The 21,435-nt window shown below is 65.2% G+C and carries 18 protein-coding genes; 12 read left to right on the top strand and 6 right to left on the bottom strand.

The window, feature by feature from the left end; genetic code table 11:
- Window positions 1-32: 32 nt before the first annotated feature.
- Complete coding sequence (locus IVB29_RS37960) at window positions 33-218, top strand: hypothetical protein (protein WP_247508543.1); 186 nt, start codon at window positions 33-35, stop codon at window positions 216-218.
- Window positions 219-226: 8 nt separating this feature from the next.
- Here the strand turns inward: IVB29_RS37960 and IVB29_RS37955 are convergent, their stop codons facing one another.
- Window positions 227-457, bottom strand: a complete 231-nt coding sequence (locus IVB29_RS37955) for a hypothetical protein (RefSeq protein WP_247508542.1) — start codon at window positions 455-457, stop codon at window positions 227-229.
- 218 nt (window positions 458-675) lie between these two features.
- Between IVB29_RS37955 and glmS the strand changes: the two genes are divergently transcribed.
- From glmS to IVB29_RS37940, 3 genes are all read left to right on the top strand, one after another.
- Window positions 676-2,502 (top strand): glutamine--fructose-6-phosphate transaminase (isomerizing), encoded by a 1,827-nt coding sequence (glmS, locus tag IVB29_RS37950; RefSeq protein ID WP_247508541.1) that lies wholly within the window; start codon window positions 676-678, stop codon window positions 2,500-2,502.
- Window positions 2,503-2,591: 89 nt separating this feature from the next.
- Complete coding sequence (locus IVB29_RS37945; RefSeq protein ID WP_247508540.1) at window positions 2,592-3,362, top strand: DUF502 domain-containing protein; 771 nt, start codon at window positions 2,592-2,594, stop codon at window positions 3,360-3,362.
- 105 nt (window positions 3,363-3,467) lie between these two features.
- A complete protein-coding gene (locus tag IVB29_RS37940; protein WP_247508539.1) occupies window positions 3,468-4,325 on the top strand; it encodes an NAD(P)-dependent oxidoreductase in 858 nt (285 codons plus the stop codon).
- Here IVB29_RS37940 and IVB29_RS37935 read toward each other — a convergent pair.
- The gene (locus IVB29_RS37935) at window positions 4,322-4,762 is read right to left on the bottom strand and encodes an AAA family ATPase (RefSeq protein ID WP_247508538.1); all 441 of its coding nucleotides are present in this window, start codon (window positions 4,760-4,762) and stop codon (window positions 4,322-4,324) included. The two genes, IVB29_RS37940 and IVB29_RS37935, sit on opposite strands and share 4 nt — an antisense overlap.
- Window positions 4,763-4,991: 229 nt before the next feature.
- Here IVB29_RS37935 and IVB29_RS37930 point away from each other — a divergent pair, with 229 nt between their 5' ends.
- The 3 genes from IVB29_RS37930 to panE all read left to right on the top strand — a co-directional run bounded on the left by IVB29_RS37930 (window position 4,992) and on the right by panE (window position 7,394).
- Window positions 4,992-5,381 (top strand): nuclear transport factor 2 family protein, encoded by a 390-nt coding sequence (locus IVB29_RS37930; RefSeq protein ID WP_247508537.1) that lies wholly within the window; start codon window positions 4,992-4,994, stop codon window positions 5,379-5,381.
- 101 nt (window positions 5,382-5,482) lie between these two features.
- Complete coding sequence (locus IVB29_RS37925; protein WP_247508536.1) at window positions 5,483-6,313, top strand: helix-turn-helix transcriptional regulator; 831 nt, start codon at window positions 5,483-5,485, stop codon at window positions 6,311-6,313.
- A gap of 151 nt (window positions 6,314-6,464) precedes the next feature.
- Window positions 6,465-7,394, top strand: a complete 930-nt coding sequence (gene panE, locus IVB29_RS37920; protein ID WP_247508535.1) for a 2-dehydropantoate 2-reductase — start codon at window positions 6,465-6,467, stop codon at window positions 7,392-7,394.
- On the opposite strand, the gene recG is transcribed toward panE, so the two are convergent.
- On the bottom strand, window positions 7,391-9,499 hold the full coding sequence (recG, locus tag IVB29_RS37915; protein WP_247508534.1) for an ATP-dependent DNA helicase RecG: 2,109 nt from the start codon (window positions 9,497-9,499) through the stop codon (window positions 7,391-7,393). The two genes, panE and recG, sit on opposite strands and share 4 nt — an antisense overlap.
- 196 nt (window positions 9,500-9,695) lie before the next feature.
- Here recG and IVB29_RS37910 point away from each other — a divergent pair, with 196 nt between their 5' ends.
- From IVB29_RS37910 to IVB29_RS37895, 4 genes are all read left to right on the top strand, one after another.
- Window positions 9,696-9,986, top strand: coding sequence for a succinate dehydrogenase assembly factor 2 (locus IVB29_RS37910; RefSeq protein WP_247508533.1), 291 nt, complete (start codon window positions 9,696-9,698; stop codon window positions 9,984-9,986).
- A complete protein-coding gene (mfd, locus tag IVB29_RS37905; protein ID WP_247508532.1) occupies window positions 9,983-13,501 on the top strand; it encodes a transcription-repair coupling factor in 3,519 nt (1,172 codons plus the stop codon). The genes IVB29_RS37910 and mfd overlap by 4 nt, the downstream gene beginning before the upstream one ends.
- Window positions 13,502-13,791: 290 nt before the next feature.
- Window positions 13,792-14,001: a cold-shock protein gene (locus IVB29_RS37900; protein WP_092028588.1), complete on the top strand. Its 210-nt coding sequence runs from the start codon at window positions 13,792-13,794 to the stop codon at window positions 13,999-14,001.
- 196 nt (window positions 14,002-14,197) lie between these two features.
- Entirely contained in the window at window positions 14,198-15,328 is a 1,131-nt protein-coding gene (locus IVB29_RS37895; RefSeq protein WP_247508531.1) for an acyl-CoA desaturase, read from the top strand.
- 118 nt (window positions 15,329-15,446) lie between these two features.
- Here IVB29_RS37895 and IVB29_RS37890 read toward each other — a convergent pair whose 3' ends face one another.
- The 3 genes from IVB29_RS37890 to IVB29_RS37880 all read right to left on the bottom strand — a co-directional run bounded on the left by IVB29_RS37890 (window position 15,447) and on the right by IVB29_RS37880 (window position 20,108).
- The gene (locus tag IVB29_RS37890) at window positions 15,447-16,670 is read right to left on the bottom strand and encodes a GGDEF domain-containing protein (protein ID WP_247508530.1); all 1,224 of its coding nucleotides are present in this window, start codon (window positions 16,668-16,670) and stop codon (window positions 15,447-15,449) included.
- Between the two features lie 85 nt (window positions 16,671-16,755).
- A complete protein-coding gene (locus IVB29_RS37885) occupies window positions 16,756-18,258 on the bottom strand; it encodes a class I adenylate-forming enzyme family protein (RefSeq protein WP_247508529.1) in 1,503 nt (500 codons plus the stop codon).
- 23 nt (window positions 18,259-18,281) lie between these two features.
- Window positions 18,282-20,108, bottom strand: coding sequence for an extracellular solute-binding protein (locus IVB29_RS37880; RefSeq protein WP_247508615.1), 1,827 nt, complete (start codon window positions 20,106-20,108; stop codon window positions 18,282-18,284).
- 273 nt (window positions 20,109-20,381) lie between these two features.
- Between IVB29_RS37880 and IVB29_RS37875 the strand changes: the two genes are divergently transcribed.
- Window positions 20,382-21,203 (top strand): invasion associated locus B family protein, encoded by an 822-nt coding sequence (locus IVB29_RS37875; protein WP_247508528.1) that lies wholly within the window; start codon window positions 20,382-20,384, stop codon window positions 21,201-21,203.
- Window positions 21,204-21,435: the final 232 nt, after the last annotated feature.

Below are 21,435 nucleotides of genomic sequence, written 5' to 3'. Positions count from 1 at the left end.
ATCGTGGTCGGCGTTGTTGCGGTTGTGCGCTCATGGACGATGACGACGACTGGTATCTGATCAAGTTTGTCGTCGAGCGCGTTATCACGCCGCCGGGACGTTGGGTGTTGGAACAGTTCGGCGACCCCCGCCCAAGCGAGATCGCATCGCTGTTCACCGGGCTGGCATTCTGGGTGTTTGTCGTTGTCCTCGTGTTCGCCCTGGTGCTGGGGTGGTGAGACTTCCGCTAATCGTCGTCGGCAACTTCCGAGAACAACGCTCGCTTCAGGCGCCAGCCGCGCGACCTGGCGCGCTTTACCGGTTCGCCGGCAGCTTGCGTGACGAGGACGGGCTTGGCTTCCTTGCCTCGCTCCATGGCGCGCTGAGGCGGCGGCCAATGCGCAAGGTGCGTGCCTGTGGTCTCGCTGGCGCGCACCAATGTCGATGACAGACCCTTACGGTCGGACGAGCCTTTCATGGCATAACTCCCTGAGGGGAAATCGTTGGCCAAATTTGTTGACAACAAGTTAATCGGCGCGGTTTAACGCCGGCCAATTCGACGCAGTCGAGGCTTGGTGCGTTTGGTGCTGTCTCAATCAGCAATAATTATTGAGTATCTGGTTCCTTAGGAACTTCGCTAAAAACCGAGCGCGTCGTTTAGGCGATTTTTCGACGATTTGGGGGATATTGATCCGCATGTGCGGGATTGTCGGCATTCTCGGGCGCGAACCGGTTGCAGAGCAATTGGTGGATTCGCTCAAACGTCTTGAATATCGCGGTTACGATTCCGCGGGCGTCGCCACGCTCGAAGGCAAGCATCTCGAGCGCCGCCGCGCCGAGGGCAAGCTGAAGAATCTGGAGAGGCGGCTCGAGGCCGAGCCGCTCAAGGGCACGACCGGCATCGGTCATACCCGCTGGGCCACCCACGGCAAGCCGACCGTCAACAACGCCCATCCGCACGCGACCGAGCGCCTCGCCGTCGTCCACAACGGCATCATCGAAAATTTCCGCGAACTGCGCGATGAGCTCGAGAAGAAGGGTACGGTCTTCCACACCCAGACCGACACCGAGATCGTGCTGCATCTCGTCGACGATCTCTTGACGCGCGGCAACAAGCCGGTCGAGGCCGTGAAGCTGACGCTGGCGCGCTTGCGCGGCGCCTTCGCGCTCGGCTTCATCTTCGCCGGCGAGGACGACCTCATGATCGGCGCCCGCAACGGGCCGCCGCTGGCGATCGGCTATGGCGACGGTGAGATGTATCTCGGCTCCGACGCCATCGCGCTCGGCCCGTTCACCGACACGATCAGCTATCTCGAGGACGGCGACTGGGTCGTGCTGACCCACAAGAGCGCCACGGTCTTCGACAAGGACGGCCACGCCGTCCAGCGCGACAAGATCAAGCACGCCGCCTCGACCTCGCTGGTCGACAAGGCCAATTACCGCCACTTCATGGCCAAGGAAATCCACGAGCAGCCGGACGTGGTCGGCCACACGCTGGCGCGCTATGTCGACATGGCGACCGAGCGCGTCTCGCTGCCGGTCAAGCTGCCGTTCGACTTCAAGGACATCCAGCGCATCAACATCACGGCCTGCGGCACCGCGAGCTATGCCGGCTTCGTGGCAAAGTACTGGTTCGAGCGCTTTGCGCGCGTGCCCGTCGAGGTCGATGTCGCCTCCGAATTCCGCTACCGCGAGGCGCCCTTGCGCAAGGGGGATCTTGCCATCTTTATCTCGCAGTCCGGCGAGACCGCCGACACGCTGGCGGCGCTGCGCTACGCCAAAGACCAGGGCGTGCACACGGTTGCGGTGGTCAACGTGCCGACCTCGACGATCGCGCGCGAGAGCGAGACCGTGCTGCCAACGCTCGCCGGCCCCGAGATCGGCGTCGCCTCGACCAAAGCCTTCACTTGCCAGCTGATGGTGCTGGCGAACCTTGCGATCGCGGCCGGCAAGGCCCGCGGCGAACTGTCCGACGAGGACGAGACCAAGCTCGTCCACGGTCTCGTCGAGATCCCGCGCCTGATGTCGGACGCGCTCACCAGCGAGCTCCAGATCGAGAAGCTGGCGCGCGAGATCGCGAAATCGCGCGACGTGCTCTATCTCGGCCGCGGCACCAGCTTCCCGCTCGCGCTCGAGGGCGCACTGAAGCTGAAGGAAATCTCCTACATCCACGCCGAGGGCTATGCCGCCGGCGAGCTCAAGCACGGCCCGATCGCGCTGATCGACGAGACCATGCCTGTCGTCGTCATCGCGCCCTATGACCGCGTGTTCGAAAAGACCGTCTCCAACATGCAGGAGGTCGCAGCCCGCGGCGGCAAGATCATCCTGATGACCGACGCCAAGGGTGCGGAGGAGGCGACGGTCGAGTCACTCGTCACCATCGTCATGCCCGACATGGCGGCGGCATTCACGCCGATGGTCTATGCCGTTCCTGTGCAGCTGCTCGCCTATCATACGGCTGTTATCATGGGCACCGACGTCGATCAGCCGCGCAATCTCGCCAAATCGGTGACCGTGGAATAGGCAGACGGGATCGGGCCGGAACGCTAGGTACTCTTCCAAAACCTGCTAGAAGACCCTAGCTTGAGTGCTGCGACCGACCTGGAACCCGAATGACCACCCGCGACGATGCGCCTGCGCCGCTTGATCCGCTGCCGGAACCGCATACCGGCCTGATGGGCCGCTTCCGCAACTACTTCCTGACCGGCCTCGTCGTGACGGGGCCGGTCGCCATCACCTTCTATCTGGTGTGGTGGTTCGTCACCTGGGTCGATGGTGTGGTGCGGCCGTTCGTGCCGCTGGCCTATCGGCCTGAAACCTATATGCCGTACGTCATTCCCGGTTGGGGACTGATTGTCGCATTCTTCACGCTGACGCTGGTCGGCTTCCTCGCCGCCAATCTGATCGGCCGGACGCTGGTCGATGTCGGCGAGACTTTCCTCGGCCGGATCCCGGCGGTGCGCGCCATCTATCGCGGCCTGAAGCAGGTGTTCGAGACGCTGTTTTCGGGCAAGGGCTCCAGCTTCCGCAAAGTCGGCCTGGTCGAGTTTCCCTCGCCGGGCATGTGGTCGATCGTGCTGATCTCGCAGTCGCCGAATGAAGAGGTCGCGCGCAGCCTGCCGGGGCAGGAGGAGCACGTCTCCGTGTTCCTGCCGTGCTCGCCGAACCCGACCACGGGCTTCTTCTTCTACGTGCCCAAGAGCAAGATCGTCGAGGTCGACATGAGCACCGAGGATGCCGCGACCCTGATCATGTCGGCCGGCGTGGTGCAGCCGGGCGCCGCGCCCGACCAGAAGAAGGCCGCTGCGCTCGCAGGCATGGCCAATGCCGCGCGCATCGCCAATGCCTCCGCGCTCCAGCCGCAGCCTGCGAAGGTGGAGTAGGGCCATTCCGGTTTCGGATGGCCGCATTCACGCAAGCACTTTCGTCCTCTGCTAGGGTTCCGGTTGAATTGAGCGCCACGCTCGGAATTCGATCTGGAGTGCACGATGTCCAAAACCATTGCGATCCTCGCCCCCGGCGCCATGGGCAGCGCCGTGGCCCGCCGCCTCAGCGAAAACGGCGCGCGCGTGCTGACGTCGTTGAAGGGGCGGAGCGAAGCGACGCTGAAACGCGCCGCGGATGCCGGCATGATCGGCGCCGAGGACGACGCGATCGCGGACGCCGACATCATCCTCTCGATCGTGCCGCCCGGCGAGGCGGTTGCGCTCGCCGAACGCCTGGCCGCGCTGATCGTCCGGCGTGCGAAGAAGCCGCTCGTGGTCGACTGCAATGCCGTCAACGTCGATACCGTGCAGCGGATCGAGGAGATCATCGGCTCGGCACAGGCGCCGTTCGTGGACGGCGGCATCATCGGCTTCCCGCCTCAGCCTGGCGGCAAGAGCCCAGCCTTCTACATGTCCGGTGAGCACGCCGGCGATTTGGCTGTTCTGAAGGATTTCGGCCTCGACGTGCGGATCGTCGAAGGTCCGGTCGGCGCGGCCTCCGCGCTCAAGATGTCCTATGCCGGCATCGTCAAGGGCCTCGCCGGCATCAGCTCGGCCATGGTGGTCGCGGCCACGAAAGCGGGCGCGGCGGACGCGCTGCGCGACGAGCTCGCACTGAGCCAGCCTGCGATTCTGGCGCGGCTCGAAGTCGCGCTGCCGGACATGCTTCCAAAGGCCTATCGCTGGGTCGCGGAGATGCGGGAGATTTCCGGCTTCCTCGGCCCCGATCATCCGGCCAGCCAGATCTACGAGGGCTTTGCGCGCTGGTTCGAGCACCTCGCCGCGGATGTGAAAGGCGAGGCGGTGGATGCGGAGCTGATGAAGGCGTTCGCCGCGCGGATCGCGCAGAAGAAAGCCTAATCGTCCGAACCTGCGGAAACCGACTCGAGAAAGCCCTGGATGTCCCGGTCGCGTCTCAAGCGCACCACGGGGACATGAGGGCCATATTGCAGGCGCTCGGCCTCGATGACCGGCGTGCGCTCGACCTCGTAGCGCCACGCCTCCCGCATCAGTTTCCAGTCGAACTGTTCCGAACACCCCTCCGGCAGATCGGCCCGCGTCGTGTCGCGGTCGAAGGCGGAGCGCCAGAGAATGCGCCACTGGCAGAGCCAGCGCGGGCGGTCGATGACAACAAGAAGATCGGCGCGCGCGATCGTGAGATCGAAGGCCAGCCCCGAGAAGCTGCCATCGACGACCCACGCGTCGCCCGCGATCGCCTCCGTGACGCGCGTTCGAAAGCTCGGTCTGTCGGACGGCTTCCAGCCCGGCCGCCAGTACAGCACGTCGAGATGCACCACGGGCAATCCGAGCTTCCGCCCGAGCTTCCGCGAGAGGCTTGTCTTTCCGCTTCCCTGTGAGCCAACGACGATGATCCGGCGCATGGCGGGAAGGTTTCACGAAATCGGCATCGGGGAAAGACCACGCCTTCCCGAGCCGCTTTATTACCTCGCATGTAATTGAGCCAATTCGCGGCCCGACTAGTCTCCCAACCATCGCCCGCCGGGAAGGATTCAAAAGGAGAGACAGATGCAAGTCGTGTTCACGAAGACGGCTCCGCCGCAATGGCTGCTCGACATGTGGAAGGAGATCGATGACAAGACGTTTGGACCGGGTTTCGACTGCTTCGCGGAGGATGCCGTCTGCAATCTCGGCGTCGCCGACTGGAAGGGGCGGGAAGCGATCCGGGCCAATTTGAAGGCCTTCATCGACAGCGGATTCACCGCGCTGCATCACGTCACCGAATATTGGGATGCCGGTTCGCTCAAGGTGTTTCGCGGCGTCGTGGACATGACGCCCGACGATCGTTCGATGAAGGCGGTGCATCCGACGATGACGCACTTCTTCTACATGGACGAGCGCGACGAGACCAAGGTGCGGCACTGGGTGGGCGCCGTGGGGCCCGTTGCCTTCGGTTGATTGTCCGCCATCGGCGACCCACATGGTGCCTCGGGTGATCCGGGGCGCCATGGCTCGCGCGTTGACGACGCGGCACCACCCAAGGGAAGGATCGTTCGACAATGAAAGCTGCGGGCAGCGCCCTCAAGGCACGTGCGACGTCGGCGGGCGCGTTGCTGCGTCAATGGCGGGACATTCGCGGCAAGACCCAGCTCGATTTGTCGTTCGATGCCGGCGTCTCGCAGAAGCACATCAGTTTCGTTGAGAGCGGCCGCAGCATCCCGAGCCGGCAGATGCTGCTCGATCTCGCGCAGGCCCTCGACGTGCCCTTGCGCGAGAGAAACGAGTTGCTGCTCGCCGCCGGCTACGCGCCGTCATATTCCGATCCCGCGCTCGAGGCGCCCGCCATGACGAGCATCAACCGCGCCCTGCAACGCATGCTGCGCCAGCACGATCCGTTTCCGGCCATCGTCATGGACCGCTACTGGAACGTCTTGATGACCAACGAGGCCGCGCCACGTCTGTTCAACTGCTTCATCGAGATGTCGGCGCGTCCCGTCCCGCGAAACCTGCTGCATCTCATGTTCGATCCGGACGGCATGCGTCCCTTCATCGCGAACTGGCCGCAGACGGCGCGCGGACTGCTGGCACGGGTCCATCGCGAGGCGGTCGGGCACGTCGTTGATCTCAGGACGAAGACGCTGCTGGAGGAGTTGTCGCGATACCCCGGCGTCAGGCCGGAATGGCGTGCGCCGTCGGCCTCCGATGCGATGCCGATGATCCCGCTCAGTTTCGTCAAGGATGGCGTAACGCTCGACTACTTTTCCCTGATCACGACGGTTGGAACGCCGCAGACCGTGACGGCGGAAGAGCTGCGGCTTGAGTGCATGTTTCCGGCCAACGACGCGACCGAGGCGGAGCACGGCAGGTTCTTGCAGGCGCATGCGGTGTGAGGGGGCTCTCCGCGAGCCGCCTCGATCAACGTGTGCAGAGCTCCATCCACATCGTGATTGCGAGCGTAGCTCGCAATGACAAGGAGGAGACGTCGCGGGGGCCATCTGCTATTGTTGCTGCGGAAGCAATTCTTCTGCAATGGGAGTTCGAATGAGAGTGCTGGTGATCGGCGCGGGAGCGCTCGGAGGTTATTACGGAGCTTGTCTGGTCCGAGCGGGCGCCGACGTGACCTTTCTGGTGCGGTCGAAGCGCGCGGAGCAATTGCAGCGGGATGGATTGAGGGTCGTAAGCCCGCATGGCGACTTTGCGCTGCAGCCGAAGATCCTGCTGGCTGATGATCTCAAGGATGCCTTCGACGTCGTGCTGGTCGGCGTGAAAGCCTACTCGCTCGACGATGCCATGAGCCAGTTTGCCCCGGCCGTTGGCGCTGGCACGATGATTCTGCCGATCCTGAACGGGCTGAGACATATCGACGCCCTGACGGCGCGGTTCGGCGCGGCGCGCGTCCTCGGCGGGCTTGCGAACGTCAGCGCCGGGCTCGATGCGGACGGTCGTGTCGTTCAGTTCATGGCCAATCAGACGATCGTCTTCGGCGAGACCAGGGGGGCGATGAGTGAACGTGTGCGAGCGCTGGAGGCACTGCTGAAGGTCCCCGGTATCGACGTGCGAGCAAGCGATGCGATCATGCAGGACATGTGGGAAAAATTCGTCCAGCTCACGACGCTCGCTAGCATCACCTGCCTGATGCGCGCCAGCATTGGCGACATCCTGACGGTGCCGAACGGCGAGGCATCGATCTTCCGTCTGTTTGCCGAATGTTGTGCGGTTGCGACGGCCTCCGGCTATGAGCCGCGTGCGCCGTTCATCGAATTCGACCGGAAGCTCTTCACCACAGTCAACTCGCCGCTCAAGGCGTCGATGCTGCGGGACATCGAACGCGGTTCGGTCACCGAGGCGGAGCACATCCTCGGCGACATGGCCAATCGTGCCCGTGCGCTCGGCATCGACACGCCGCTATTGGATCTGGCCCGGGCGCATGTGGCGGCCTACGAGGTCGGGCGGCAAAGAGCGGCAGGCTAACCGGCGCCGATCAGCGGGATCGCTTCGTCCCGCTCGTAGAGATACAGCAGGCAGCGCAGCGCCTCGCCGCGCTCGCCCTTGAGCTTCGGGTCGTCCTTGAGGATCCGAAGCGCCTCGTCGCGGGCCTGTGCGATGAGCTGGCCGTGGACTTCCGGGCGCGCGATGCGGTAACCGGGCAGGCCGCTTTGCCGGACGCCCAGCACGTCGCCTTCGCCGCGCAGTTTCAAATCCTCCTCGGCGATGCGAAAACCGTCGGTGGTCTCGCGGATCACCTTCAGCCGCGCTTTCGACATCTCGCCGAGCGGCTCCGAGTAGAGCAGCAGGCAGGTCGAAGCCTCCGAGCCGCGCCCGATGCGGCCGCGCAGCTGGTGCAGCTGGGCGAGGCCAAAGCGCTCGGCATTCTCGATCACCATGATGGTCGCGGCGGGCACGTCGACGCCAACTTCGACCACGGTGGTCGCGACCAGAAGGCCGATCTCGTGGGCCGCGAACTGGCCCATCACGCGGTCCTTCTCGGTGCCCTTCATCTGGCCGTGGACGAGGCCGACGCGGTCACCGAAACGCTTTTGCAGGCTCTCGAAGCGTTTTGTCGCGTTGGTGAGGTGCTCGGTGCCCTCGGCCTCGGATTCCTCGACCAGCGGGCAGATCCAGTAGACCAGCTTGCCCGCCTGCAAAGCGCGGCCGATGCTCTCGGTCACCTCTTCGAGGCGACTCATCGAGATGGTGCGGGTTTCGATCGGCTGGCGGCCAGCCGGCTTTTCGCGGAGCTCGGAGATGTCCATGTCGCCGAAACAGGTCAGCACCAGCGTGCGCGGGATCGGCGTGGCGCTCAGCACCAGCACGTCGACGGCTTCGCCCTTCGATGTCAGCGCGAGGCGCTCGCGCACGCCAAAGCGATGCTGTTCGTCGACGATGGCGAGCGCGAGATTGTTAAAGATCACGTCGTCCTGGATCAGCGCGTGAGTGCCAACGAGGAGATTAATCTCGCCGGCTTCGAGTTGTGCCAACAGCTCGCGCCGCTCCTTGCCTTTTTCCCGCCCGGTCAGGATCGCGACCCGCATGCCGGCGCGCTCGGCAAGCGGCGCGATGGTCTTGATGTGTTGGCGCGCCAAAATTTCCGTCGGGGCCATCAGTGCGGCCTGCTTGCCGACTTCGGCGACGGCGGCGGCAGCGAGCAACGCCACCACCGTCTTGCCGGAGCCGACGTCGCCCTGGAGCAGACGCAGCATGCGAACCGGTTGCGTCAGATCGTTGGCGATCGCCGCGGTGGCGTCGCGCTGGGATGACGTCAGCGCATAGGGCAGGGCGTCGATGATCTTGTTGCGGAGGTGCCCATCACCGGCATTGCGGACGCCGGCCGGGCGGCGCAATTGCGCGCGGATCAGCGCCAGCGCGAGCTGTCCGGCCAAAAGTTCGTCGAAGGCGAGGCGCGACCAATAGGGCTTTTCGGGCAGGATGTCCGTCAACTCGACCGGCTGGTGTACCCGGTTGAGGGCTTCCGCGATCGGCGGGAAGCTGCAGCGGCGGAGGACCTCGGGGCTGATCCATTCCGGCAACGCCGGCAGCTTCAGGAGTGCCTGCGAGACCGCGCGGCGGAGCGAGCCGAGTGCCAGACCCTCGGTCAGGGGATAGACGGGATCGATGCCCGAGAGCTTTGAGATTGCCTCCTCGTCGAGCACGCGGTCGGGATGCACGATCTGCGGGATGCCGTCATACATCTGGAGCGTGCCGGAGACGTAGCGCTTCTCGCCGACAGGCAGCAGCTTTTCGACGTAGCCGGGTTTGGCGCGGAAGAAGGTCAGCACGACATCGCCGGTGTCGTCGCTGGCGTAGACCAGATAAGGCGCGCGGGCGTTGCGCGGCGGGGGCGGGCGGTGGCGATCGACGGTGACCTCCAGCGTCACCATGGTTCCCTGTTCGGCATCGCGGATCTTTGGCCTGGCACGGCGGTCGATGACCTGGCTCGGCAGATGCAGCAGCAGGTCGACCAGCCGCGGGGTCTCGTTGCGGCTGAGCAAATATCGCAGCAGCTTGTCCTGCTTCGGACCGACGCCGGACAGGCTGGTCACGGGAGCAAACAGCGGATTGAGCAGGCTGGGGCGCATCGGGCGAATCTAGGATCGTTTCGGCCCGTCATGCCCGGCTTTCTGCCATGCATCCACGTCTTTTTTCGTGGCCTGCGGTAGCAGCGAGCCAGACCGGCTTGAAGACGCAAATCGAGGGCTGACACAGACGGCCCCAATGGCTATATCACCCCGGCCCGGCACGTCCGGGCTTTCGGCGTTTGACTGGATTTGAGACATGACGGGAACGACACGATCGAGCAACGGGCTGGATGACCGCCGCAAGCGGCTTCTGTTCCGCTGCTGGCACCGCGGCACGCGCGAAATGGACCTGATCCTCGGCCGTTTCGCGGACGCCGAGATCGCCAATCTGTCGGACGACGAGCTGACCGAGCTCGAGACCCTGCTCGAAGAGTCCGATCCCGACCTCTATGCCGCCATCATTGGTGACAAGGTGCTGCCACCTGATGTCGCCGGCGCACTGTTTGCCCGCATCAAGGCATTCCCGATTACGGACGGCAATTCATGAAACTGGGTTTGAAGTCGCCGGCCGAGCTGCTCACGCCCGGCCGCGCACTGACGCTTGCCAATGTCGCGGAAGGTGCCGAGGGCCTCGTCGTCTCCGATCTGGCGCGCGCCATCGCGGCGCGCCCGAAGAAGCCGGCTGTCAGTCTTGCCGTGATCTGCCGCGACGGCGCGCGGATGCAGCAGCTCGAACGCGCGCTGCAATTCTTCGCGCCCGATCTGCCGGTGTTGACCTTTCCGGCCTGGGACTGCCAACCCTATGACCGCGTCTCGCCCCATGGCGGCATTTTGGCGCAACGCCTGACGACGCTGGCGCGTCTGGCCTCGCTCACCGGCAGCGACAAGCCGCTGATCGTGCTGACCACGGTGAACGCAATCGTGCAGCGCGTGCCCGCGCGCGAGCTCGTCGCGGCGCAGGCGCTGTCGGTCGCGCCCGGCAATGTGGTGCCGATGGACACCATCGTGGCCTGGCTCGAGCACAACGGCTACAACCGCTCCTCGACCGTGCGCGAGCCCGGCGAATATGCCGTGCGCGGCGGTATCCTCGATCTTTTTCCGGCCGGCCTCGAGCAGCCCGTCCGTTTCGACTTCTTCGGCGACAGCCTGGAATCGATCCGCACCTTCGATGCCGAGACCCAGCGCACGCTGCTCGACATGCGCGCGCTCAATCTCGTTCCGGTCTCGGAATTCCAGCTTGTCACCGACACCATCCGCCGTTTTCGCATGGGCTACGTCGCCGAGTTCGGCGCGCCCGAGCGCGACGATGCGCTGTACGAGGCCGTTAGCGAAGGGCGTCGCCATCCCGGCATGGAGCACTGGCTGCCGCTGTTCCAGGACCGGATGGACACGCTGTTCGACTATCTGCAAGGCGCAGTCGTCGCGATCGAGCCGCAGGCCGAGGACGCCGTCCGCGAGCGCTTCAAGCAGATCGTCGATTACTACCAGGCTCGTCGTGATGCGATGGAGCATCCGGGCGGCGGCGCCATCTACAAGCCGCTGCCGCCGGACCGGCTGTATCTGACCGAGGACGAGTGGGGCAAGCGCCTCGGCGACAACCCGCTGGCGCGACTGACACAGTTCTCCGTGCCGGCCGATGGCACCAGCGTGGTCGATGCCGGCGCGCGAAAAGGCCGCGACTTCGCGCCGGAGCGTAACGACACCACGGTCAACGTGTTCGAGGCGGTGGTCAGCCACGTCATGGCCTTGCAGGCCCAGCGCAAGAAGATCGTGATCGCGCTGTGGAGCGAAGGCTCGCGCGACCGCATGACCTCGATGCTGCGCGATCACAAGCTGACCCACACCACCAGCGTCAACAGCTGGCGGACGGTGCAGGCGACCCCGCGCAACGAGACCATTTTGGCCGTGCTCGGCCTCGAAAGCGGCTTCGAGACCGACGAGATCGCGGTCATCAGCGAACAGGACATTTTGGGCGACCGCCTGGTGCGGCCGAGCAAGGCCAGCCGCAAGCTCGACAATTTCATCTCGGAGATCACGAGCCTCGCCGCCGGCGACATCGTCGTGCACGTCGACCACGGCATCGGCCGCTTCATCGGGCTCCAGACCCTCGACGTCGCCGGCGCGCCGCATGACTGCCTCGAGCTGCACTATGCCGCCGAGACAAAACTGTTCCTCCCCGTCGAGAACATCGAGCTGCTGTCGCGCTACGGCTCCGACCAGACCACGGTCGAGCTTGATCGTCTGGGCGGTTCGGGCTGGCAGACCCGAAAAGCAAAACTCAAGAACCGCATCCGCGAGATCGCGGGCGAGCTCATCAAGATCGCCGCCGCGCGCCATCTGCACGAGGCGCCAAAGCTGCCGGTGCAGCCGGGCCTCTACGACGAATTCTGCGCGCGCTTCCCCTATGACGAGACCGAAGACCAGCTCGGCGCCATCGAATCCACGCTGAAGGATCTCGAGCTCGGCCGTCCCATGGACCGGCTGATCTGCGGCGACGTCGGCTTCGGCAAGACCGAGGTGGCGTTGCGCGCGGCCTTTGCCGTCGCGCTCGAAGGCAAGCAGGTCGCCGTCGTGGTGCCGACTACGCTGCTGGCGCGCCAGCATCACAGGACCTTCACCGAGCGCTTCAAAGGCTTTCCGGTGAACGTGGCACAGGCCTCGCGCCTGGTGCCGACCAAGCAGCTCAATGAGGTCAAGAAGGGTATTGGCGATGGCTCGGTCGACATCGTCGTCGGCACCCACGCGCTGCTCGGCAAGGCGATAAAATTCCGCGACCTCGGCCTGGTCATCGTCGATGAGGAGCAGCATTTCGGCGTCACCCACAAGGAACGACTGAAGGCGCTCCGCGCCGAGGTGCATGTGCTGACGCTGTCGGCAACGCCGATCCCGCGCACGCTCCAGCTCGCATTGACCGGCGTCCGCGAACTCTCGATCATCGCGTCGCCCCCGGTCGACCGCCTCGCGGTCCGCACCTTCGTCGCCCCGCATGATCCCCTGATGATCCGCGAGGCGCTGTTGCGCGAGCGCTATCGCGGCGGTCAGGCGTTCTACGTGGTGCCGCGCATCGACGACCTCGCCGAGGTCAAGGATTTCCTCGACAAGAACGTGCCTGAGATGAAGGTCGCGGTCGCGCACGGGCAGATGCCGCCCGCCGTGATCGAGGACATCATGACCGCGTTCTACGACGGCAAGTTCGATATCCTGCTGTCGACCACCATCGTGGAATCCGGCCTCGACATTCCCAACGCCAACACGCTGATCGTGCATCGCGCCGACATGTTCGGTCTCGCCCAGCTCTATCAGCTCCGCGGCCGCGTTGGCCGCTCCAAGCTGCGGGCCTATGCATTGTTCACACTGCCGGCGCAGCAGAAGATCACGGCGCAGGCCGAGCGCCGTCTCACGGTGCTGCAATCGCTGGAGACGCTGGGCGCGGGCTTCCAGCTCGCCTCGCACGATCTCGACATCCGCGGTGCCGGCAACATCCTGGGCGAGCAGCAGTCCGGCCACATCAAGGAAGTCGGCTTCGAGCTTTATCAATCGATGCTGGAGGAGGCGATCGTCAACCTCAAGGCCGGCGTCTCCGAGCCCGCCGCCGATCGCTGGTCGCCGACGATCACCATCGGCATGCCCGTGCTGATTCCGGAGGACTATGTCGGAGATCTCTCGGTGCGTCTGTCGCTATACCGGCGTCTGGCCGATCTCGACAGCGAGGAGGAGATCGAGAATTTTGGTGCCGAGATGCGCGACCGTTTCGGCGTGCTGCCGGACGAGGTGCGCTATCTGTTCAAGGTCGCCGCGATCAAGGCGTTCTGCCGCCAGGCCAATGTCGGCAAGATCGACGCCGGCCCTAAGGGCGCCGTCATCGCCTTCCGCGACAATTCGTTCGCCCATCCCGAACGGCTGGTGTCGTTCATCAAGAGCCATGGCCAGGCTGCCAAGGTGCGGCCCGACATGAAGGTGGTGTTCTTGCAGGATTGGGAGACGCCGGAAGAGCGTCTCGCCGGAACCACCGAGATCATGCGGCAACTGGCGCAGCTCGCCGGGAGCAAGAAGGCGGCGTAGCCGAGCTATCCGGTTCCGGACCCGGCGCGGCGTAAAACCCTGCGCCGCAGAGCCGGAATCCGGGCCTGCAAGGCATCAAGGCGGTATTCAGGTCCGAAAACAGCGACATATGGCCCCTTGCGGAATGGCCGAACAGCAGGCATATTGGCTGGATCGAGTTTCGGCCGAACGACTTGGCCTCGCCGCTTATAGCGTGCCTGACTGACGACCCTCCCTCCAGATCCTCGAAATTCTCCGACTGCGCTCTTGGGCGCAGTTCTAAAGCCATATCTTTCTTAAAGGACGACCCCATGACGACGGGAACTGTGAAGTGGTTTAACAGCCAAAAGGGTTTCGGCTTCATTCAGCCGGACCAGGGAAGCCAGGACGTTTTCGTTCATATCAGCGCCGTTGAACGCGCCGGCTTGAGCACCCTCAACGAGGGCCAGAAGGTTTCCTTCGAAATCGTCGCGGACCGCCGGACCGGCAAGTCTGCTGCGGATAATCTGCGCGCCGAATAGGCTGTCGCAATCAGCACTATGTTGCTTTGACCACGGATGTACTGGCAGAGCTTCTGGTTGTTTCGACCCGCGTCTGGTTTACCGGCCGCGGGTTTTTTTACACCAATTGCGGGTTGGCCCGCCGACAGCTGAGGTCGCAAGCGTGTCTGTCAACATCGATTCAGGCCAGGGCCACAACGACGAACACGACGACGTCATGTATCCGCAGGTCCTGCCGTTCATATTGGTCCACGCAGGATGCGTCGCGGCGATCTGGTCGGGCATCTCGTGGCAGGCCGTCACCATTTGCGCGGTTCTGTACTGGTTGCGCATGTTTGCGGTCACGGCCGGATATCATCGCTACTTCTCGCATCGGGCTTACGCGACCAGCCGGGTGTTTCAGTTCATCCTGGCGTTCCTGGCCCAGAGCAGCGCCCAGAAAAGCGTGCTCTGGTGGGCTGCCAAGCATCGCCATCATCATCTTCATTCCGATACGGCGCATGATGTGCACTCGCCCCGGCACAAGGGCTTCGTCTACAGTCATCTCGGCTGGATTTTCTACCGACAGCATGATGCGACTGATCTGGTGAAAGTGTCGGATCTGGCGGCCTATCCCGAGTTGGTGTGGCTGCACAAACTTGAACTTCTGCCGGCATTCGTGCTCGCGGGTCTCTGCTTCCTCATCGCCGGATGGTCGGGACTCGTGGTGGGATTTCTCTGGAGCACCGTGCTGGTGTATCACGCCACGTTCTGCATCAACTCCCTCGCACATGTGCACGGCCGCAGGCGCTATGTGACCGGGGATGACTCCCGCAACAACTGGCTGCTCGCATTCTTCACGATGGGCGAGGGGTGGCACAACAATCACCACGCCTATCAGGCCAGCGCGCGGCAGGGCTTCTACTGGTACGAGATTGACTTCACCTATTACATCCTGGTGGCCCTGTCCTGGTTCGGGATCGTCCGGGATTTGAAGACGCCGCCCAGTCAGGTTGTACGCAACGAGCATCGGTTGGGATCGCGCGTGGTCAAGCAGGCGGCCGAGCAGCTCGCGGCCCGCTTCAATCCCGAACACATCGCGCTGGCGATCAGGACGTCGATCCATGAGACCGAATTGTCGGTACGGGACGCGCTCTCTTTGTTGCAGCACCGTGCCGATCTGCGTCTGTCGAGCATGCCCACCCGCGACCAGCTGCTGGCTGAAGCGCAGCGTATGTTCGCCAAGACGATATCGCTCGACGACATCGTCGATCGCGCCCACGAACTTCTGAACGAGACCGTCGGCTTTCTCCTGGCTACGCCCGCTCTGGCGACCAACGTGCAGCAGGGGACGAAGGGCAGCGGTTAGGGGCGAGCTGCCGTAGGGTGGGCAAAAGCGAAGCGTGCCCACGAATTTCGCCATTGTTGAAAAACGGTGGGCACGGCGCAAGAGCGCCTTTACCCACCCTACGGCAGCGAGGTTGTGACTACGACGCCGCGCGCGATGCGTCCGCCGACAGCCGCGCCAGCAGCGACCGCGCCGTATCCGACGGCGACAGCGAATCCACGCTGACGACGGGATCGCTGCGCATCTCGTGCTTGCCGTTCGACGTATGCCGCATCACCGCCGACAAGCGCCGGGCGATCATGTGAGCCGTGCGGAAGTCGGTCTCGGCGAACACGACGATCACCGAACCGTCCCTCTCGGCCGCGCCAAAATCCATCTGCCGCATCAGGCGGCTGAGGATGCGCGCGGCATCGAGCTGGGCGCGGGGATTATTGGGATCGAAGGCGAAGCGCGCCACCGACAGGCCGCCGCCGCGGACCAGCGCCTGCTCGACCGCCTTGGCGAAATCGCGGGCAAAGGCTTCCGTGGTGAGCAGACCGCTGCGCGGATCGAGCCAGCCGCCGGCATCGATCGAGCGCAGCGTGCGGCTCAGCTGGGATTCCATCGCGTGCTGGCGGATCAGCGGGAGCGCGTTGGCGGCGACCCTGGCCGGCTCGCCCGGAATGAGTTCGAGATTAGGCAGGTCGTAAGTCTGCACGAGCTGGTGCGCGGTGACGACCACGGGGAGAGTGCGGAAACGGGTGTCCTCGGCGAGCACCGTGAGGAAGGCATCGGTGACGCGCGGGGTAAAACCTTCGGCGAGCACGACGCCGTCGAGGTCGCGGGTGTTGAGATGCTTTGCGGCGGCTTCGATCGAGAGCGCGCCGACGACGCCGACGCGTTCGCCGAGCGCGACGGAGAGCGCGGGATAGGCCGCACCGCGGCCGATCAGCAGCACGGTGGCATCGCGCGCCGGATCAGCCTCGGGCAGCGCGACTTTCACCTCCGGCAGCCGGCGCAGCACGGTCGCATGAAGGGTGCGGACGCGCAGCGCGGCGCGGAGCCGCGCGATCAGGCGATCGGAATTGCCGCCGCGCGAGGCGAAGGGCAGGGCGTTGTGGGGCAGTGCGCCCGGCGCGTCCACCGCGACGAAAGGAAGGTAAGGCGATTGGTCGGCGATCTTCCTGGCGAGCAGCGCCAGATGCGGCTCATGTCCACCGTTCATCGCGGCGAGAACCGCGGCCGGCTGCACCTGCTCGACCGCGCGCGCCGCGCTGGCCCAGTCGGTGTCGACCACGGGGAAAAGTCGCGCCTCGTCCAGCGCCGCAATGAAGGGCGGCCGCTCGGCATTGGACACAAAGAGGATCGGGCCCGCCTGGGACATTGGGAAACTCTGATCACGCAACAGATGCCGCGCAATCTAGTCCGGTCGCCTTAATGCAGCGTCAATGGATGGGTCGAAACTGCGCCTAGACCGGCCCGGAGCGGTCGCGAAAAGCCTCGACCATCAGGGGGTTAAGCCCGAGCTCGTTGAGCGCCTCGCGGGCGCGGGCATTGTCCTGGGCCCGGCCGGCGAGCCGGTGACCGGAAAGCCGGTCGGGCAGCGCGGTGAGCAGGGCACCCTGGCCGAGCCGGCGCGCCCATTCCTGGAGATCATTGGAGAGGAAGCGATAGCCGCCGACGGCCATGATGCCGGAGGGCGGCGCGGTGATGCAGAGCGCGCCGCTCGGCCGGTCGAGCCGTGCGGCATAGCCGGTATCGACATAATCGCGCGGCGGCTGCGCGATCAGCGTGTCACCGACAGGCTGCGGTGGGGCGTAAGCCGCGATCGGCGCCATGGGGCCGCGCAGGCCGAGCGTGCCCTTCGGTGTCAGCAGTATCTCGCCGGCGATGGAGGAGCCCGACTGCTCGCGCGGGGCGCCGTGCGCCCCGGGCATGACGGGCACAGGCATGCCGTCCTCGCCACGGCGGGCGCCGAACAAGCCGGCCTCGCCGAATAGATAGACGTCGGTCAGCGGCGCATGCCGCGCGGTCCAGGCCTCGCTCGTTGCCACCTGCTCGGGCGCGCGCCACAGGCCGACGACGTTGCGCAAGCTCGGCATCCGCGCCGCGAGGTCGGAATCGCCGAGCCGCAGCGCGAGCTGTGCGGGCGCGATCAGCACCTCGCATTCATGCTCGTTGATCTGCTGCTCCAGCACGTCGTTCTCATAGGGATGATGCAGCGCCAGCGTGCCGCCCGAGAGCAGCCACACCGCGAGCGAAGAGGCGAGCCCGGCGAACGACATCGGCGTGAACGCCGTCATCACGGTCACACCCTGCTTGATGTCGGCTTCGAGCGACATCGCGAGCCCGCCGGCGATCAGGCTGAAATGCGGCCGCGGCACCGGGCGAAAACCCTCCGCCGTGACGTCGAAGGAGATCATCGCCGCCTTGCGGCCGTCCTGGATCACGGCGCGCGTGGTGCCGGGCGGGCGGGCCAGGACGTCGTCGAGCGCGGCCATGCCTTCGGGCAAATCGGTGCCGAAGCCGCAGACATGGCGGATCGAAAAAGCTTCCGCCGCGGCATGCATCGCGAGGTCGGCATAGTTGACGCCGTCGACCCTGCTCATGGTGACGATGGCGCGCGCCGCGGTGCGGTTGAGCGCGGCGGTCAGTTCCGCATGGCGCCACAGCAGCGGCAGCACGGCGACGACGAGGCCGGCGCGATGGGCGGCGAGCACGGTCAGCGCGAACTCGACCGTGTTGGGCAGCTGGATCGCGATGACCGAGTTGGCCGGCAGGCCCGATTCGACGAAATAGGCCGACAGCGCCTCGATGGCGGTATCGGCCTCGGCATAGCTCATCCGCCGCGGCTGGTGGCCGGTCACGCGCGCCTTGTTGAGGGGGTCGAGCAGAGCGGGCGCATGCGGCTGCCGCATCAGCGTGCGCTGGAACAGCGTGTCGAGCGTCGGCGATACGGCTGGCTGGTTCACGGCGTCACTTCGCTTGACTGGCCCTAAGGCTCACCCTTCGACCACCAGGTCTCCGGCAGATAGCCGGACAGCGCGGTAGCCTCTGGCCGTTCTATCCGATTCCACCGCGCGATCCATTGCTCGGATACGTTAAACAGGGGGATTGTGTAGAAGTCCGCGACCAAAGCGCGGTCGAGCGCACGCACTGCCGAGACGAAGGCCGTATGATCACGGGCCTCCAGCAGGGCGCCGATCATGGCGTCGACCGCGGGGTCCCTGGCGCCCATGTAGTTGCGGGTGCCCGGATTGTCGGCGGCAGAGCTGCCCCAATAGAAATACTGCTCGTTGCCGGGCGACAGCGACTGGTCCCAGCGATTCTGGATCATGTCGAACTCGTAGGCGAGCCGGCGCTGGTCGAACTGGACGGGATCGACCGCGCGCACGCTCGGTTCGATGCCGGCGCGCTTGAGGTCGCGCTGGAAGGCGAGCGCGATGCGCTCCTGGTCGCGGGTCGTCACCAGCATCTCGAAAGCGAAGGGGGCTTTTGTCACGCGGTTGCGCAGCACGGTGCCGTCGAGATCGTAGCCGGCCTCCGACAGCAGTTTTAGCGCCGCGCGCAGCGTGGTGCGATCGCGTCCCGAGCCGTCGGTCACCGGCAGGCGGTAGCTGCCGTCCATGATGTCGGGCGGGATCTGCGGTGCGAACGGCTTGAGCAGCTCGCGCTCGCGCGCATCCGCCGGGCGGCCATAGGCCGACAGGTCGGAGCCGGCAAAATAGCCGGCGACACGCGAATAGAGCGAGAAGAAGTAGTTGCGATTGACCAGCTCGAAATCGAACAGCAGCGTCAGGGCCTGGCGCACGCGGATGTCGGCGAAGATCGGCCGTCTGGTGTTGAAGACCAGGAATTCGGACGGCTGCGGCACGCCGGGCTTGACGGTGTCGCGGATCACCTCGCCGTTCTTCGCCGCGGGAAAATCGTAGCCGTCGTGCCAGCGCAGCGGCTCGTTCTCGACGCGGAAATCGTACAGGCCGCGCTTGAAGGCCTCGAACTGACCGTTGGCCTCGCGGAAATAGTCGAGCCTGATCTCGTCGAAATTGTAGAGGCCCCGATTGATCGGCAAATCGCGCCCCCAATAATCGGGGTTGCGCGTGAGCGTGACGCTGGCGCCGGGCTTCACCGCAGTGACGCGATAGGGACCTGAGGCAATCGGGCCCGTCAACGACGTCTCCTCGAAAGTTGCGACGTCAACGGCATGCTTCGGCAGGATCGGCATCAGGCCGAGGATCAGCGGCAACTCGCGGTCGTTGGCGCCAGTGAGGTCGAAGCGGACGGTGAGGGGATCGAGCGCCTCGGCCCTGGCGACCTTGGCATAGTACTGCCGGTGGTTGGGGCGGCCGTGGTCGCGCAGCAGCTGCCAGGAGAACAGCACGTCCTCGGCCGCTACCTGCTTGCCGTCGGAGAAGCGGGCGCGGGGATCGAGGCGAAACGTGACGAAGGTCCGCTCGTCGTCGGTCTCGACCGTCCTGGCGAGCAGGCCGTAGAGCGTGAATGGCTCATCCTGGCCGCGCGCCAGCAGGCTCTCGACCACGTAATTGCGGATCGGCTGCACCGCCAATCCCCTCACGATGAAGGGATTGAGGCTATCGAAGGTGCCGAGGAGGCCCCAGGTCAGCCGGCCGCCCTTGCGGGCATCGGGGTTGGCGTAGGGCATGTGGGTGAAATCGGCCGGCATCGCCGGCTTGCCGTGCATGGCGATGGCATAGGCCTGCTCGGCTCGCGCGCCGCCAGCGGGCAGCCCCATCGCGAGCGCAAAGGCAAGGACGCAAAGGCGGATACCGGGGCCCTCGAGGAGGCGCTGGAACATGAACATCGGCACACGGTGATTCGAGGACCGGCGGGCGTTGAATCCTATCACAGGAAATTTCACTGGGCCCCGCCCAAGGAGCGGTTCAAGTCGTGGCCAAAGACGCTTGTCGGCATTGATCTTTTCGTCGGCCACGTTAAGAAGGCACGCAATCGCGCAAGAGCACCGACCCCGTCACTTAACCGCCTCATTTGACAGGGAGAGAGCCGCGCCCACCGCGGCCAGGTTCGTCGCTTCGGAGCGGTTCGGGCACTTCCCGTTCAGAAAGGGTTTTCTGCAATGAATTTCCGTTACTTGGCCGCGTCCGTCCGGCCGCGCGGGCGACTTCTCGCCTTGTTGACGGCGACGGCGTTGGCCGTTCCGTTGACCGCCGAAGCCCAGACCCCCGCTCCGGCTCCAGGCGCGCCTGCGCCCAAGGCGGCCCCGAAAGCGGCTCCCAAGGCAGCCCCCAAGGCGCCGGCTGCGGCGCCCGCACCGGCGCCCCAAGCCCAGCAGGCCCCGGCGCAGGGCGCCCCGGCCCAGCAGGGCGCGGCTGCTCAGCCCGCCGATCAGCAGATCCAGCTGATCTACGCCCCCTGGACCAAGTTCTGCCTCAAGGGCCAGGACGCCAATGCCAAGCAGGTCTGCTTCACCGGCAAGGACGGCCGCATCGAGACCGGCGTGCCTGTTATCGCGGCCGTGATCATCGAGCCCGAAGGCGAGCCCAAGAAGATCCTGCGCGTGACGCTGCCGCTCGGCATGCAGCTCGTGCACGGCACCCGCATCATCGTCGACAACAACGCGCCGCTGCAGAGCCCGTATGTGATCTGCTTCCAGAACGGCTGCATGTCGGACTACGAGGCCACGCCCGAGTTCATCGCCAGCATGAAGAAGGGCCAGAACCTCGTGGTGCAGGCGATCAACGCCAACGGCGCGCCGCTGACCCTGCCGCTGCCGCTCGCCGGTGAATTCCAGAAGGCCTATGACGGTCCGCCGACCGACCCGAAGGTGTTCGAGGAAAACCAGAAGAAACTCCAGGAAGAGCTTCAGAAGAAGGCTGACGAGCAGCGCAAGAAGCTCGAGCAGGGTGCACCCGGCGCAGCTCCGGCAGCCCCGAAGTAAGTCCCGACCAAACGATCGCCTCGCCTCGAACGCGCGGCCACGGAACGAAGCGAAGAGGGCGCCTTGTCAAGGCGCCCTTTTTCGTATCGGCGGCCTGTGTGCGCGGGATCACGCTGGTTGCGTCGCGCTGCTAGGCAAACCGGAGGTGTTCGCCTATCATGACGCGGGACGCATATTGGGTGTCGCAAGCGCGACTGTCTTTTCTTGATGGCATTGAGAGGCGGGGATGGGG

Source organism: Bradyrhizobium sp. 1 (genome assembly GCF_023073315.1).
GTDB lineage: Bacteria > Pseudomonadota > Alphaproteobacteria > Rhizobiales > Xanthobacteraceae > Bradyrhizobium.
This window is presented reverse-complemented; position numbering and strand designations above follow the sequence as displayed.

What these genes read in the sequence shown, in the direction of transcription:
- IVB29_RS37945 (WP_247508540.1), top strand. Translation starts at nt 2,592, where the DNA reads ATGACCACCCGCGACGATGCGCCTGCGCCGCTTGATCCGCTGCCGGAA.
- panE (WP_247508535.1), top strand. Translation starts at nt 6,465, where the DNA reads ATGAGAGTGCTGGTGATCGGCGCGGGAGCGCTCGGAGGTTATTACGGA.
- IVB29_RS37930 (WP_247508537.1), top strand. Translation starts at nt 4,992, where the DNA reads ATGCAAGTCGTGTTCACGAAGACGGCTCCGCCGCAATGGCTGCTCGAC.
- IVB29_RS37960 (WP_247508543.1), top strand. Translation starts at nt 33, where the DNA reads ATGGACGATGACGACGACTGGTATCTGATCAAGTTTGTCGTCGAGCGC.
- IVB29_RS37880 (WP_247508615.1), bottom strand. Translation starts at nt 20,108, where the DNA reads ATGTTCATGTTCCAGCGCCTCCTCGAGGGCCCCGGTATCCGCCTTTGC.
- IVB29_RS37900 (WP_092028588.1), top strand. Translation starts at nt 13,792, where the DNA reads ATGACGACGGGAACTGTGAAGTGGTTTAACAGCCAAAAGGGTTTCGGC.
- recG (WP_247508534.1), bottom strand. Translation starts at nt 9,499, where the DNA reads ATGCGCCCCAGCCTGCTCAATCCGCTGTTTGCTCCCGTGACCAGCCTG.
- IVB29_RS37955 (WP_247508542.1), bottom strand. Translation starts at nt 457, where the DNA reads ATGAAAGGCTCGTCCGACCGTAAGGGTCTGTCATCGACATTGGTGCGC.
- IVB29_RS37875 (WP_247508528.1), top strand. Translation starts at nt 20,382, where the DNA reads ATGAATTTCCGTTACTTGGCCGCGTCCGTCCGGCCGCGCGGGCGACTT.
- IVB29_RS37925 (WP_247508536.1), top strand. Translation starts at nt 5,483, where the DNA reads ATGAAAGCTGCGGGCAGCGCCCTCAAGGCACGTGCGACGTCGGCGGGC.
- IVB29_RS37895 (WP_247508531.1), top strand. Translation starts at nt 14,198, where the DNA reads ATGTATCCGCAGGTCCTGCCGTTCATATTGGTCCACGCAGGATGCGTC.
- IVB29_RS37940 (WP_247508539.1), top strand. Translation starts at nt 3,468, where the DNA reads ATGTCCAAAACCATTGCGATCCTCGCCCCCGGCGCCATGGGCAGCGCC.
- IVB29_RS37910 (WP_247508533.1), top strand. Translation starts at nt 9,696, where the DNA reads ATGACGGGAACGACACGATCGAGCAACGGGCTGGATGACCGCCGCAAG.
- mfd (WP_247508532.1), top strand. Translation starts at nt 9,983, where the DNA reads ATGAAACTGGGTTTGAAGTCGCCGGCCGAGCTGCTCACGCCCGGCCGC.
- glmS (WP_247508541.1), top strand. Translation starts at nt 676, where the DNA reads ATGTGCGGGATTGTCGGCATTCTCGGGCGCGAACCGGTTGCAGAGCAA.
- IVB29_RS37890 (WP_247508530.1), bottom strand. Translation starts at nt 16,670, where the DNA reads ATGTCCCAGGCGGGCCCGATCCTCTTTGTGTCCAATGCCGAGCGGCCG.